Raw genomic sequence first — 14,475 nt, forward strand, 5'->3', positions numbered from 1 at the left:
GGGCGGTCGGTCTACTCGGAGGCGGCGGCCCCGCCGGTCTTGGTGATCCTGCGACGACGACGGCGCGGGGCGCTGTCGGTGCGACGCTCGGCATGCCCGTGGCTCTCGGTGCGATGGTCTCCCTCGCCCCGGCCCCGACGTGGCTCGCTCGAACGCTCGCTGCGACCGGCGTCCCGGGAGCGGTCGCTGCGATGGCCGTCACGCTGTCCCTGACCGCTCTTGCGCAGGCTCGGTCCACCGAGGTCCTCAAGGCGCTCCGCGCCCAGGCCCTGCTGGGTGCGTGCCGACTTGGGCAGCGTGCCGCGGGTCCCCTCGGGGATGTCGAGATCGTCGTAGAAGTGCGGGCTTGCCGAGTAGGTCTCGACCGGCTCGGGGATCCCGAGGTCCAGCGCCTTGTTGATGAGGCTCCAGCGGGGCATGTCGTCCCAGTCGACGAAAGTGACCGCGATGCCGTCGGCGCCCGCGCGGCCGGTCCGGCCGGTGCGGTGCAGGTACGTCTTCTCGTCCTCGGGGCACTGGTAGTTCACCACGTGCGTGACATTCTCGACGTCGATGCCGCGAGCAGCCACGTCGGTGGCGACGAGCACGTCGACCTTCTCGTTGCGGAAGGCGCGCAACGCCTGCTCGCGTGCCCCCTGGCCCAGATCCCCGTGGATGGCCGCCGCCGCGAACCCGCGGTCGGCCAGGTCGTCCGCGACCTTAGCCGCGGTCCGCTTGGTGCGGGTGAAGATGATGCTGCGTCCACGACCCTCCGCCTGGAGTAGCCGAGCGAGCATCTCCACCTTGTCCATGGCGTGCGCCCGGTAGACGAGCTGCCTGGTGTTGGCGACCGTGGCGTGGCCATCATCGCTCATGGCGCGGATGTGCGTGGGCTGCGTCATGTACTGACGGGCCAGCGCGACGACCGCACCCGGCATGGTTGCGGAGAACAGCATGGTGTGACGCCCGGCCGGCGTAAGTGCGAGCAACTTTTCGACGTCAGGCAGGAATCCGAGGTCGAGCATCTCGTCGGCCTCGTCGAGGACTACTGTCCGGACGTGCCCGAGATCGAGGTGACCTTTGGCCGCCAGATCGAGCAACCGTCCCGGAGTCCCGACGACGACCTCGACACCGCGTGCGAGCTGCTCGATCTGCGGCTCGTAGGCACGACCACCGTAGATGGTGGCGACCCGGATGCCGCGGTAACGGGCCGCGTTGGACAGGTCTGCGGCGACCTGGACAGCGAGCTCACGAGTGGGAGCGACCGCAAGAGCCTGCGGCGCGCCCGGGCGCGGCAGCTCGCCGAACCCGGTGTCGTTGGGGGCGAGGACATGCTCGAGGATCGGCAGCCCGAAGCCGAGCGTCTTGCCGGTGCCGGTCTTGGCCTGCCCGATGATGTCGTGGCGGCTGAGCGCCACAGGGAGGGTCATGGACTGGATCGGAAAGGGGTGAGTGATGCCGCCGTCGGCCAGCGCCCGCACGATGTCGGGGTGAATGCCAAAGTCGGCAAAGGTGGGATTTTCTTGCACTGTTGATCTCACGATCGTCTCGAAGGAACCGAGGCAGCGATATGTCGTGCCCCGGGCTCTCGGGCCGATCGGAAAATATCCGTCAAGATGGCCAGGCGACGCGCCCGACCAGCAGCAACCGCGTTGAGCGCGCGGCCGACCGGTCACCGGTGAACAGGTCAATCCTACCGGACAGTTGGTGCTTCGCTGGCCCAGGACAGCGCGACGGCGCGCCCCCATGCAGGGAGCGCGCCGTCGTGAGACTGGCGGAAGGTCAGTTCACGCGCTTGTTCTTGCCCGTGACCAGGCCGTAGACAACGACCGCCACGATGGCGAAGATGGTGCCGAGGATGAGGCCGGAGGGGCTCCACTGACCGCCGGAGCGACCGAGGAACTCCGCGCCGACGTAAGCGCCGACGAGGGAGCCGACGGCACCCAGGATGACGGTCATCAGAGTCGAGATGTTCTGCCGGCCCGGAAGGATCAGGCGGGCGAGCGGCCCGACGATACAACCGATCACCAGTGCGATGAGAAGAGTAGTAAGCATGTGATGCCCTTTCGAAGTCAGTCCAGCAGGAGACTGTTCCTGCTGCCTGGCGCCGCCCCTGCGGAACGGCACCGTAGTCTGTAACGGCAGTCACAGTAGTGGCATTCCAGCCGGTGTGCGAACCGTAGCGCGCACGGCGCACTAAACGGAGCCCCGACGTCCGGGCGGTGGAGTCGGCTCAGTGGATGCCGAAGCCGACCGCGCTCTTCTCCTGGACGCCGATCTCGACATACGCCAGCGAGGCCGCGGCGATGATCACGGTGGCGCCCTTCTCGTCCTCAAACTCCAGCAAGCTGCCCCCGGAGGAGAGCACGTCCGTCACGGTGGCTCTGATGTGCTCGGGGGTCTGGCTGGACTCGAAGACCACTTCACGAGCGATGTCGCGGATACCGATACGAACCTGCACGGGGGTGCCTCCTTGATGGCGGGTGCTCTAGGAGGAGGTTAGCCCGACTGGCTGGACCTCCGGGACACCACCTCGGCTGCCGACCCGGTGCCGAGCGGCGGCATATAGCCGATCCCGCGCCAGGCCAGCGTCATGACGAGGTTCGCAGCCTGCTGCCGGGGGACCGCCGAGCCGCTCTCATACCAATGCCTTGCGGCGGCTTGGACCTGGTTGACGAGCCCGATCCCGAGCAGGACGCACTCCTCCCAGGTCAGATCGGTCTGTTCTTGAAGCACCCGTCCCACCGCGGCCGCGCAGCCGTGCTGGGCCTCGTCCAGCACCGCCGCCACTGCCGGCTCGCTGCCCATGTCGGAGGCCAGGATTAAGGGATAGCCCGAGTCGGGACGGTCGATGAACTCGAAGAAGGCGTCGATGGTTGCCGCGATCCGCTCCGCGTTGTCGGACGTGGAGGCCAACGCCGCCTCGACGGTGCTGATGATGGTGTCGCGAGCCTGGTGGGCTAGGGCCAGATAGAGATCTAACTTGCTGTCGAAGTGCTGGTAGAGGACCGGTTTGGACACGCCGGCGCGGTTGGCGATGTCGTCCATCGCCGTCGCGTGGTAGCCATTCTCGGAAAACGCCGTCAACGCCGCCTTGAGCAGGAGCGCCCGTCGTTCGCCGTGAGGCAGTCGGACGCGGCTTGCGGGTGGTGCGAGGTCCTGGCCGGTCACGTCATCTCCTCGTCGTCCGCCTCCGGGCATCTTAGAGCCCAGGGCCACACCCGGACGACCGGCCCCGACGGGCACCTGACAGGTGTGTCGTCGGGCGATGGTGTGATGGACGTATGTCGATCGCCGCCGAGGTCCGTTCCGCGCCCAGCAGGCGATGGCTCAAGGACGCCGAGCAGGACGAGGTCATCGGTCACCACGAGGGGGTGCTCCTCGTCCTCGGCGCACCCGGCAGCGGCAAGACCTCCACGGTGGTCCGGCACGTGCAGCGGCGCATCCTCGACGACGGTCTGCCGCCCGATGCCTGTCTGGCCCTGGCGCCCACCAGGGCGGCTGCGGCGCGGCTCCGGACCGCGATTGGCCGCGGACTGGGGAAGACCTTTGCCGAGCCGCTCGCCAGGACTCCCAGCTCGCTGGCGTTCGCCGTCCTGCGGCTGGCTGCGGCGAGCGCGGGAGAGCCGCTGCCGAGGCTGTTGTCAGGAGCCGAGCAGGATGTGATCCTGCGGGAGTTGCTGGCCGGTCACCAGGAGCAGGGGACCGGGCCGCAGTGGCCGGCACATCTGGGTGCCGCGCTGCCGACCGCGGGCTTTCGCGCGCAGTTGCGCGACCTGCTCATGCGGGCTGTCGAGCACGGGTTGGAGCCGCATGACCTCATCCGCCTCGCGCACGAGCACGGTCGGCCGGAGTGGGTGCCTGCGGCAGCGGTGCTGGAAGAGTATGACCAGGTCACGGCACTGTCGGAGCCCGGCAGTTTCGACCCGGCGTGGATCTGCACGGCGGCCGCTGATCAGCTCGAGGACGACCCGGCACTGCTGGACACCGTGCGCGCGCGGCTGCGCCTCGTCGTGGTCGACGATGCGCAGGAGCTCACCGCCTCCGCCGCACGGCTGGTGCGCGTGCTCTCTGCCCGCGGCGTCCCGGTCCTGTTGGTCGGGGACCCAGACGTCACGGTGCTCGGTTTCCGTGGTGCGGTGCCTGGACTCTTCGTCGAGTTGGCGCAGGATCTGCACGGCGACGGTCCCGTCCGGACGGTCACGCTGCGCACCCGCTATCGAGGCAGCACCGAGTTGGTGCACGCCTCGGCACGGGTCGCCGAACGCATCGGCGTCGTGCACGGCACCGCGCACCGCCGTCCGTTCACGCTCGCTGCCTCGGCGGCCCGCACTGGTCCGGCGCCGATGGATCGCGCTGGCCAACCCCGCCTCTCAGCGGACCCCGGCAGCGTGGAGGTGGCGGTGGCGCGCAGCCACGGGCAGGAGGCCGCCTATGTGACGCAGTGGATACGTAAGGCGCACTTACTCGGTGGCGTGCCCTGGGACGAGATCGCAGTGATCGCCCGCTCCGGAGGGCAGCAGGAGACCCTGCGACGGACCCTCAGCGCTGGTGGCGTGCCGGTCCGCGCGGACCGCTCGGGCACTCCGTTGGGGCAGGATCCGGCGGTGACCCCGCTACTCGTCGCTTTCGACGTCGTGACGCGCAGCAGCGGGGATGACTGGAAACTCAGCGGTGAGGACGCGGTAACCCTCCTGACGAGCGCCCTGGGCGGGGTGGATCCCGTCCAACTGCGCCGACTGCGGCGCTGGGCCCGGACCCAGGAGCTGACGGCTGGCGGGTCGCGCACTGCGGACGAGGTCTTGGCCGCACTCGTGCGCGATGACGACCTCGCACTCACTGCCGCCCCAGACCTGCCCGCCGGCCTGGCGCCGGTGGTGCGTGTGGGGACGGTGCTCCGCAGCGGGCGGGCGTGCTTCGGGCGCACCTCCCCGGGATCCGCGCAGGACATCCTCTGGGCTCTGTGGGAGACCAGCGGTCTGGCTCGCTTGTGGGAGAGCCAGGCACTGGGCGGTGGCGCCCTCGGCGCGCGCGCGGACCGTGACCTGGACTCGGTCCTGGTCCTGTTCGGCGCTGCGGCAAGTTATGTCGAGCGCCTCCCTGGCCGGAGCGCCCGCAGCTTCCTCGAGCACGTTCGCAGCGCGGAGGTGGCCGCAGACACCCTGGTGGTCGGGGCGCGCGCCGACAGTGCGGTGGAGGTGCTGACTCCGCAGGCGGCAGCGGGTCAACAGTGGCGCTTGGTCGCCGTCGTCGGGGTCCAGGAAGGCGTGTGGCCCGATCTCCGGCTCCGCGACACGCTCCTGGGCGCGGAGGCGCTCGTCGCGGCGGTGCGTGGCCAGGCGGTCGCCGGTCCGGAGGCAGTGCGCTCAGCCCAGGCCCAGGTGCGCGCAGACGAGTTGCGTCAGTTCCACCTAGCGCTCAGCCGCCCATCGCAGAGCTTGCTGGTCACTGCTGTCGCCAGCACCGCGGAGCAGCCATCGGGCTTCCTCGACCTCATCGACCCGGGGCATCGGGAGCGCCCAGCGGTCGAGGTCCCGCCGCCTCTCACCTTGCGTGGTCTGGTCGGGCAGCTTCGCCGGGAGGCGGTCCTGCACCAGCGTGAGAGTCGCTTTGCTGCCCGCGATGCTGCCATCGAGACCCTGCTCGTCCTGGCTGACGCGCAGGTCGTGGGAGCTGATCCTCAGCGCTGGTGGGACGTGCGTGATGTGTCCACCCAGCGTGACCTCGTCGAGAGCGGCCCGGTCCGCGTCTCGCCCTCTCGTCTCCAGACCTATCTGGACTGCCCGTTGCGGTGGTTCCTGACCAGCCGTGGGGCGGACACCGGGGGAGCAGACATCGCGCAGATCGGCACCCTTGTCCATAACATCGTCGCGGAGCAGCCAGAGGCCACCGAGGAGGTCCTGACGGCCGAGATTGATCGACGATGGTCAGAGCTCGGTCTCCGGCCCAGCTGGGTCGTGGACAAGCAGCAGGCCAAGGCCCAGGACATGGTCCGACGCTATGTCGCCTACGTCCGCGAGAGCTCCAGCGAAGGGCGAGCGCTCGTCGGGACCGAGATCGAGCTCAGGGCACGGATCGTTGCGGACGACGCCGAAATGCCGCCGGTAGACCTCGTCGGTCGGGTCGACCGACTCGAGCGTGACGCGGAGGGCCGCCTCGTGATCCTCGACCTCAAGACGAGCAAGAACAAGCCCACCAAGGACGAGATCGACACCCACGCCCAGCTGGGGTCCTACCAGGTCGCCGTCGAGTCTGGAGCCTTCGACTCGGTCGCGCCGCAGGCCCGCAGCGGGGGCGCTTACCTCATCAACCTCGGGACCGTGGGAGGGTCGATCACCCAGGCGCAACCGCCGGTCGCGGATGCGCAGGACCCGCGGTGGGCCCACCGCATGCTGCTGCAAGCTGGCGCCGAGATGGCCGGGCATCGGTTCGCCGCCAAGGACCTCGGGCGCCGGTGCCGGACCTGCCCGGCACGCTTCAGCTGTCCGCTCCAGCCCGAAGGACAAGGCCGATGATCGATCTGTCAGAAGGCCAGGTACTGCCCGTGGTTGACGCGCGTTACTCCCCGGCGCAACTCGCTGGGCTCCTGGGGACCCATCTGCCCACGCCTGAGCAGACAGCCATCATCGGGGCGCCACTGCTACCGACCGTGGTGGTCGCGGGCGCCGGCTCGGGAAAGACCGAGACCATGGCCGCACGGGTCGTCTGGCTCATCGCAAACGGCTTTGTCCTCCCGCAGGACGTGCTCGGGCTGACCTTCACCCGGAAGGCCGCGCTTGAGTTGTCGGCACGGCTAGCCGACAAACTCGGGCTTCTCCGGGCAGCAGGCATCTGGACCGCACCGTCGGAGGTCGACGGGGCTGGGACCGAGCACACCGGTCGGCTCTCGGCGGCGCAGATGGGTCAGGTCGATGCTTTCGACCTGCCTACTGTCTCGACCTACCACGCTTACGCCGGACGCCTGGTCGCTGAGCATGGGTTGCGGCTAGGGATCGAGCCGGACGCCCGGCTGCTCTCGGAAGCAGCGTGTTGGCAACTGGCTCATGAAGTGGTGATTTCTTACGGCGGAGACATGGAGGCGATGGACCGGGCCGAGTCGACAGTCGTGCGGGCCGTCCTCGGCCTTGCCGGCGAGCTCGGGGAGCACCTGGTCGAGCCCGACGAGGCCGCCCGGTGGATCCGCGAGATCGCGGACCGGTTGCGCTTCCTCCCCGGTGCCGCCGGTAAGAAACCCAAGGTCATCGCACGTGACCTGGCCAACACCCTGGACATGCAGGCGCTCGTCTACCCCATCGTCGAGGCCTACCGGAGAGCCAAGACCGCCCAGGGCGCCCTCGACTTCGGGGATCAGATGGCGCTGGCTGCGCGGCTGGCACGTGACGTTCCCGAGGTCGCCAAGGCCGAGCGCATTCGCTACCGAGCGGTGCTGCTGGACGAGTTCCAGGACACCTCCGAGGCACAGATGGTCCTGATGACCTCCCTGTTCGCGGGTGCTGACCTGCCCGTGACCGCGGTCGGCGACCCGCACCAGTCGATCTACGGGTGGCGCGGGGCGAGCGCGACGACGCTGACCAGGTTTCCGATGGAGTTCGCCGTCGGCGGGCAGGCAGCGAAGGTGCTCCACCTGTCGACGTCCTGGCGCAACGACGAGGCGGTCCTTGCCGCCGCCAACGCGGTCGCCGCGCCCTTGCGTGAAACCACCCGGATCCCCGTGCGCACCCTGCACGCGCGACCAGGTGCAGGCGACGGGGTGGTGGAGGTCGCTCGCCTTTGCGACCATGTCACGGAGGCTGAGCACGTCGCAGCCTGGGTCAAGGAGCACTGGGGCAGGGCTGGTGGGCGCACGGCGGCGGTGCTGTGTAGGGCACGCGCGCAATTCCCGACCGTCGTCGACGCGCTGCGTCGGCAGGGTCTTCCGGTAGAGGTGGTGGGATTGGGTGGGCTGCTGGATACCCCTGAGGTCCTGGACCTCGTGGCCCTCCTGTGGGTGGTCCAAGAGCCCACCCGTGGGGATCAGGTGATGCGCCTGCTCACCGGACCGGTCTGTCGACTCGGTGCGGCGGATGTAGACGTGCTCTGGTCCTGGGCGCGACAGCAAGGCCGTTGGCCGCAGGACCAGCGGCTCCCACAGGGCACGGATCAGAACGAGCCGGGGCGTGAGCACGCGCCAGTCCTGGCGGAGGCGGTCGACTCACCGCCGCCGCCGGGGTGGGTCGATGCGCACGCGGGCCATCTGAGCCCTGAAGCGACGGCGCGCGTGGCCTGGTTGTCCGGCGTGCTCCACCGAGTCCGTGCGCTGGCACGCCTACCCCTGCCGGACCTCGTGCTGGAGGCAGAGCGTCTCCTCGAGCTCGACCTCGAAGTCGCTGCCGACCCGGACCTGCACCCAACCTGGGGGCGCGCCCAGCTGGATGCTTTGACCGATGTCGCGGCAGGATTTGCCGCCGGCGCGGATCGGGCCAGTCTTGGTGGCTTCCTCGACTGGCTTGATGCGGCCCGTGAGCACGAACGTGGCCTCGAGGGCGCAGAGATCCCCGAGCTTGCCGAGATCAGCGTCGATGCGTCAGCTGTCCAGGTCCTGACCGTGCACGCCGCAAAAGGGCTCGAGTGGGACGTCGTCGCGGTGCCCGGCCTGGTCGAAGGGACCTTCCCCTCCGGGACTGTCAGAGCGACTCATGACGGCACGGCGTGGCGGGTGGGTGATCGCAAGGACAAGGCGTGGTTGGCCGGGATCGGCAACCTTCCGACTCCGCTGCGAGGAGACCGGGAGGGCCGTCCCACACTGCCGTGGTCCTCTGTCCCTGACACCGGAGTGCTGGACGCCGAGTTCGCTCGACTTGTGCTCGACGGTGGCACCTACGCCGTCCAGGAAGAGCGCCGCCTCGCTTATGTCGCCTTCACCCGCGCTCGGCATCGTATGTTGCTGACGGCACCGGTCTGGTCGACCGGGAAGACGCCCCGCGTGACATCCAGGTTCCTCCTCGACGTGCGCAGCGATGCGCAGGCGGGTGAGGGGACGGTCGTGCGGGAATGGGCACCGATGCCGGACCCCGACGATCCCAGCGACAACGTCAACCCTCGGGCAGCGCAAGAGGCTTCGGCGCCCTGGCCGGTCGATCCCCAGGCGCGTCGCCGTGTCGTCCGCGACGTCGCGACCGCCCTCATGTCGTCCGGCAGTGTGGCCCGGATCGGACCCCCGGAGGCCGCTGGCCCGTCGGGAGAGCTCGCCGCGCTGCTCTTGGCCGAGCGCGCCGAGCAGCGCCTACGGTCCCCGCAACCGGACCTGCCGGAGCACCTCTCGACGTCTGCGGTCGTCGCCTTGGCACAGGACCCTCGGGCGTTCCGCGCGCGGCTTCGACGTCCGCTGCCCACCGCACCGGCTCCGCACGCGCGCCTCGGCACGGCTTTCCATGCCTGGGTGGAGCAGCATTTCGCCCAGGCCGCGCTCGTGGACGTCCACGAGATCCTCGATCCCGATACTGAATCTGATCCCGGTGAACAACTCGAGTTGCTCCAGCAGCATTTCCTCGCCAGTGAATGGGCTGACCGTCGACCTGTAGCAGTCGAGGTTGGCGTGGAGACCGCGGTGGGGAAACGGAGCATCCGCGGCCGTCTTGACGCGGTCTTCACTGATCCCGATGGCGGAGTCACCATCCTGGACTGGAAGACCGGTCGCCCCGGGACCCTCGAGCAGCAACGTCTGCGGGCCCTGCAGCTGGCGGTCTATCGGATCGCCTACGCCAGACTGACAGGGCGCGATCCTGAGCAGGTCCGCGCCGCCTTCTTCTTCGCAGCCACCGGAGAGACGGTTCGTCCACAACTCCCCAATGAGGCCGAGCTCGAAGACCTGTTGGACGAACTGTCAGCGACGAGTTGAATTGCTGCAGGTCAGGCTCGTTCTGACTGGTCCTCATCCGGACCGCCGGGTTGGACCACATCCTCGTCGTCCGCGGCCGTTGGCGTCACGTGCTGGTGCTCAGAGGTGAGCTCGGGCATGCCGTAGAGCTCATGCAGCCGCTCATCGTCGTCGAGGTCCTCGACCTCCGTGCTGGCCTCGTCGTCGGGGCGGACCGGGTGCTTCTCACCGACGGCTTCGAGGTCGCGGTGAGACTGCACCACCGGCACCTCGATCGTCGGGTCTGGATCGAGGTGCCGGTCCGGCAGCGGCCCGCCGTCGTCCGTCTCGGCCCGGACTTCTGGCTTGTCGACATCGCCATTCAGCCAGATCTCGTCCTCCTCAAACCCGAACCCGGGCCCGGGGTCAGCCTGGTCTGCTCTTTCCCGATAAGGGAGGGTCGATGACGGCGAGACGTCGTCTACCGCGCCGTCAGTGTGCCCTTCGTCGGAGGGGTTGTCGCGCACGTCGTCGTCCTGGGGTGAGTCGCCGAGGTCAACGCCTTCATCAGCCACCCCCTCGTCGTCCCAGTCACCCGTGTTGTCCGACGACGCGAAGGCCGAATCTGGATCCGCGGCAGTCGGGGTGTCCGGTCCTGCTGAGTCGCCCTGGTCCTCCTCGACGTCAGGATCCCGGCCGACAACCGTGGTGGCGTCGGTCGGCATACCGGCCCTGATCCGCGCGGTGCCCGGCACCAGCGAGTCGTCGTCCTCGGTCAGCCGGTCCATCCGACGCAACGCCTCCACCGACTTGCGCACGGACTCCTCTGCGCCGTCGGCGACGGATTGTGCTAACCCGCGGAGAGCGCGGGTCTCGGCGATGAGACGGGCGCGCGCGTGGAGGTAAGGATCCGGACGCTGCGTCCGTGCCAGGGAGTAGCTGTCAAGGATTGCTTCCCAGGCCTGAGGCGTCGTCTGCGCAGAGAGTCCGGCCAGATCGGTGGCCGGGTCAGCGACGCTGGCGTCCTCCCAGTTGAGGACCGCCACGACCCGCCCGCTCGACGCATCCTGCTCGTCAGTGAAGGCCACGAGCACACTGCTGCCGCGCATGCTCCCGTGCACCGGTGTCGTGGCGAACTGCCACAGGGGGGCGGCGTCGAAGGCCTCCTCCCATCGGGCGAGCAGCCCGGTGGGCACGCGCCCGGTCTCGGCGGCCCGGTCGACGACGGCGATCAGGCGTTTGCGGTATCCCGCGGCGTCGAAGACGGGGACGTCCTGTTCCTCGAAGACTCCACGCGGGATGTTGTGGACGGCGGCTATCGCGCGTCCCACGGCGCTGGCGAGGCCTGGGCCAGCAGGCAGACGACCGAAGTCGAGCGAGGACCCTTCCACGTAGGGGTACACGACGGCATAACCGTCCTTGCCGACCGCGGCGTAGCCAGCGGCGGCAGGAACCTTGTAGGGGACGTGCCGCGACAGTTGCCGCACCAGCTCCTCGTTGCGTTGGAGCCTGGCCCCAGCGACCGGGTTGCGGGGCGCGTGCACCACCCACGACCTCCCCGTGGCGTCCTCCACCAGTGCGCGCTGCACTTCCAGGTCGTCGAGCTCGTCGCCGGTGGGGCCGATCCCGGAAACGGAAACCGGCGTCATCCCAGGGACGGCAGCACAGGCCAGTGCGGCCAGGGCCAGATCACTACGCATCACCCCTCCACCGTAGGCGGTGGGGGTGGCTGTGCCAGGGAGGCGTACCGGCACGTCACCGGAGCGTCGGTGCGGGGACCTACAGTGGCGTGCGTGAGTGGAGCCGATGAGACCCTGCTGGATCTCGCCCTGTCGGGGGTGACGATCGATCGTGCCGCGAGCGAGCGCGCAGAAGAAGGTGTCGCCCGCGCTGCTGCGGATCCGCGGACCCGCGTCCTCGTGCTGCGGGACGGCCTCGCCCAGGTACGCCTCGAGGACGGGCATCCGTCTGCGAGCCTTGTCTTCCGGGGGGTTCGGCCGGAGGACCTCCAGGCGCCCCCGCGGTTCCTGGGCCGGCACGACGGCGTCGCCTATCTCGCGGTGGACGATCCCGACGGGCAGGACCATGCCAGCGGTGCGGGCCCCGATGCGGCCGGTGCGCACTGGCGCTCCCTGCGTGACCTCGGAGCCGACCTGAGCGACAGCGACGCCGGTCTGCTGACGACCGCGACGGCGTTGCACGGATGGCATCGCACCTCGCGCCACTGCACCCGATGTGGTGCCCCGACCGAGGTGGTGGACGGCGGTTGGGTGCGCCGCTGCCCGCAGGACGGCTCCGAGCACTATCCACGGACCGATCCCGCAGTCATCATGGCGATCGTCGACGAGCACGACCGGATCCTCCTCGGCACGGGACTGCCTTGGCCCGAGGGTCGGGTCTCGGTCCTGGCCGGATTTGTCGAGGCCGGCGAATCGCTCGAGGCCGCCGTCGCCCGCGAGGTGTATGAGGAGGTCGGTGTCGCGGTCACCGATCTGACCTACCGCGGCAACCAGCCGTGGCCCTTCCCGGCCTCGCTCATGTTCGGCTTCCGCGGGCGCGCGCTGAGCACCGAGCTGACCATCGATCCGGCCGAGATCAGGTATGCCGCGTGGTTCACGCGCGAGGAGCTTGCAGCCAAGGTCTGGGACGGGACGCTCACCCTGCCCTCACGACTCTCTATCGCGCGGGCGCTCATCGAGGAGTGGTTCGGCGGACCGGTGAGAGAGCCGGAACGGACCCATCCGACGTGAGCCTGCTCCCACCTGACCCGGACCGTGTCCTAGAGGGACTCGACCCCGAGCAGCGAGAGGTGGCGGCGCATCCGGTCGGTCCGATGGCGGTGCTTGCCGGCGCCGGCACCGGCAAGACCCGCGCCATCACGCACCGGATCGCCTACGGCGTCGCCAGCGGTGCCTACCACCCGACGCGGGTCCTAGCCGTCACCTTCACCGCCCGCGCGGCAGGGGAGATGCGGACCCGGCTGCGCAGCCTTGGTGTCCCCGGCGTGCAGGCTCGGACCTTTCACGCCGCCGCCCTGCGCCAGTTGCAGTTCTTCTGGCCCCAGGCCGTGGGTGGCGCGGCCCCGGAGGTCGTCGCGCAGAAGGTGCCCGCGGTGGTGGAGGCTGCTGGTCGGCTCAGGATCCGGCTTGACCGCGCCAGCCTGCGCGACGTGGCTGCCGAGATCGAGTGGTCCAAGGTCAGCATGCTGACGGCCCAGACTTACCCCGCCGCAGCCCGCGCCGAGGGCAGGACCACCGCCGACCTGGACCCGACCGCCATGGCACGGTTGATCGAGGTCTACGGCGACGTGTGCGGCGAACGTCACGTCATCGACTTCGAGGATGTCCTGCTCCTCACGGCCGGCCTGCTCGATGAGCATCCGCGGATCGCGGCGCAGATCCACCAGCAGTACCGTCACTTCGTCGTGGACGAATACCAGGACGTCAACCCGCTGCAGCAGACGCTGCTGGACCTGTGGGTGGGGGACCGGCACGATGTCTGCGTCGTCGGCGATCCTGCGCAGTCCATCTACTCCTTCACCGGGGCGTCCGCCGACCACCTCCTCGGCTTTTCCGCCGCCCATGCCGGAGCGACGACGGTCCGACTGACCCGCAACTACCGCAGCACCCCGCAGGTCGTCCACCTGGCCAACCTGGTGCTGGCCGGCGGGCGACGGCCCGACGGTCCCGCGGGTCGGGCCCTGGCCCCGCAGCTCACGCTGCATGCGCAACGTGGCGAGGGCCCCACACCGACGCTGACGACTTACCCGGACGACGTGGCGGAGGCTCAGGGGGTCGCGGCGGCCGTGAAGAAGCTCATGGCCGTCGGAGTCGCTGCCAGCGAGATCGCGGTGCTCTACCGCACCAATGCTCAATCGGGGGCGATCGAGACCGCGCTGGCGGACGCGGAGGTGCCCTATCTGCTCCGGGGCGGCGAGCGATTTTTCTCTCGTGCCGAGGTCCGGTCGGCCGTGCTCCTCCTGAGGGGTGCGGTGCGCTCGGACGACGGTTCGCAGACGCTCGGTGAACTGGTGCGTGCGGTGCTGGCCCGCGCCGGGTTGGCGGCGGCCCCCACCCCCCCCCCGCGCGCGGGGGCCCCGCCCCGACCGGGGGGAAGCCACCAGGGCCCCGCGCGGCGCCCCGCGGCGCCCGGGCAGGCGGCCCCCCCGCCCCGAGCCGGCTCCCGGAGGGGGCGATGCGGCCGGGGGGGGCGGTCCCCGCCCCGCCCGGCTGCAGCGGCCGCGACGGGAGGGGGGGGGGGAGGCCGAGGAGACCGCTCTCCCTCACGGCCCGCGGAGCCGCAGCGGCCTGAGGGGGGCAACGGCGGCGGCCCCCACAGCGGGGCTAGGCGCGGCACCGGTCCCCCGCCACCCCCAACGCCGGCGCCGCCTCACCTCCTCCGGCGCCGCCTGCGCGCAGCCCCCCGCGCCGGGAGGAGCGCATCGCCCATGGTCCTCGGCGGAGGCCGGCGCGGGCTGAGGGGCGGCCGCCGCGCCCGCCGAGGGGGCCGGGCCACCTGGAGGCGGGCGGGCGCAAGGGAGCGTCTGCAAACTGCCAGCCGCGAGCGAGGGCGCGCGCGCGGCGCGGCACTGCACGGCACGGCACGGCAGCGCCCGCCCGTGTGCAGGCGGCACGGCTGGCGGCCGCGCGGGAGCGGGGAGC

At 70.1% G+C, this 14,475-nt stretch carries 9 protein-coding genes; 4 read left to right on the forward strand and 5 right to left on the reverse strand.

From position 1 onward, the window contains the following. Positions 1–11: 11 nt before the first annotated feature. The 4 genes from Q4P07_RS03080 to Q4P07_RS03095 form a co-directional block, all read right to left on the reverse strand. A complete protein-coding gene (locus Q4P07_RS03080; protein ID WP_368660241.1) occupies positions 12–1,508 on the reverse strand; it encodes a DEAD/DEAH box helicase in 1,497 nt (498 codons plus the stop codon). A 253-nt stretch (positions 1,509–1,761) separates the two neighbouring features. Beyond that, positions 1,762–2,034, reverse strand: coding sequence for a GlsB/YeaQ/YmgE family stress response membrane protein (locus Q4P07_RS03085; RefSeq protein WP_303373424.1), 273 nt, complete (start codon positions 2,032–2,034; stop codon positions 1,762–1,764). Between the two features lie 178 nt (positions 2,035–2,212). Beyond that, positions 2,213–2,440: a DUF3107 domain-containing protein gene (locus Q4P07_RS03090; RefSeq protein ID WP_303373425.1), complete on the reverse strand. Its 228-nt coding sequence runs from the start codon at positions 2,438–2,440 to the stop codon at positions 2,213–2,215. A 38-nt stretch (positions 2,441–2,478) separates the two neighbouring features. Further along, positions 2,479–3,150: a TetR/AcrR family transcriptional regulator gene (locus Q4P07_RS03095; RefSeq protein WP_303373426.1), complete on the reverse strand. Its 672-nt coding sequence runs from the start codon at positions 3,148–3,150 to the stop codon at positions 2,479–2,481. 113 nt (positions 3,151–3,263) lie between these two features. On the opposite strand from Q4P07_RS03095, the gene Q4P07_RS03100 reads away from it, so the two are divergent. Together Q4P07_RS03100 and Q4P07_RS03105 are read left to right on the forward strand one after the other, a co-directional pair. Continuing rightward, a complete protein-coding gene (locus Q4P07_RS03100; RefSeq protein ID WP_303373427.1) occupies positions 3,264–6,494 on the forward strand; it encodes an ATP-dependent DNA helicase in 3,231 nt (1,076 codons plus the stop codon). Further along, positions 6,491–9,856: an ATP-dependent DNA helicase gene (locus Q4P07_RS03105; protein ID WP_303373428.1), complete on the forward strand. Its 3,366-nt coding sequence runs from the start codon at positions 6,491–6,493 to the stop codon at positions 9,854–9,856. Before Q4P07_RS03100 ends, Q4P07_RS03105 begins: the two co-directional genes overlap by 4 nt. 11 nt (positions 9,857–9,867) lie before the next feature. Here Q4P07_RS03105 and Q4P07_RS03110 read toward each other — a convergent pair whose 3' ends face one another. After that, on the reverse strand, positions 9,868–11,514 hold the full coding sequence (locus Q4P07_RS03110) for a phosphotransferase (protein WP_303373429.1): 1,647 nt from the start codon (positions 11,512–11,514) through the stop codon (positions 9,868–9,870). Between the two features lie 93 nt (positions 11,515–11,607). Here Q4P07_RS03110 and nudC point away from each other — a divergent pair, with 93 nt between their 5' ends. Both nudC and Q4P07_RS03120 read left to right on the forward strand, forming a co-directional pair. Next, positions 11,608–12,564: an NAD(+) diphosphatase gene (gene nudC / locus Q4P07_RS03115; RefSeq protein WP_303373430.1), complete on the forward strand. Its 957-nt coding sequence runs from the start codon at positions 11,608–11,610 to the stop codon at positions 12,562–12,564. Next, positions 12,561–14,475 (forward strand): ATP-dependent helicase (locus Q4P07_RS03120; protein ID WP_303373431.1); only part of this gene is annotated, 1,915 nt, incomplete at its 3' end. The genes nudC and Q4P07_RS03120, both read left to right, overlap by 4 nt.

Source organism: Ornithinimicrobium sp. (assembly GCF_030537745.1).
In the GTDB taxonomy this organism is placed as follows: Bacteria; Actinomycetota; Actinomycetes; order Actinomycetales; family Dermatophilaceae; genus Ornithinicoccus.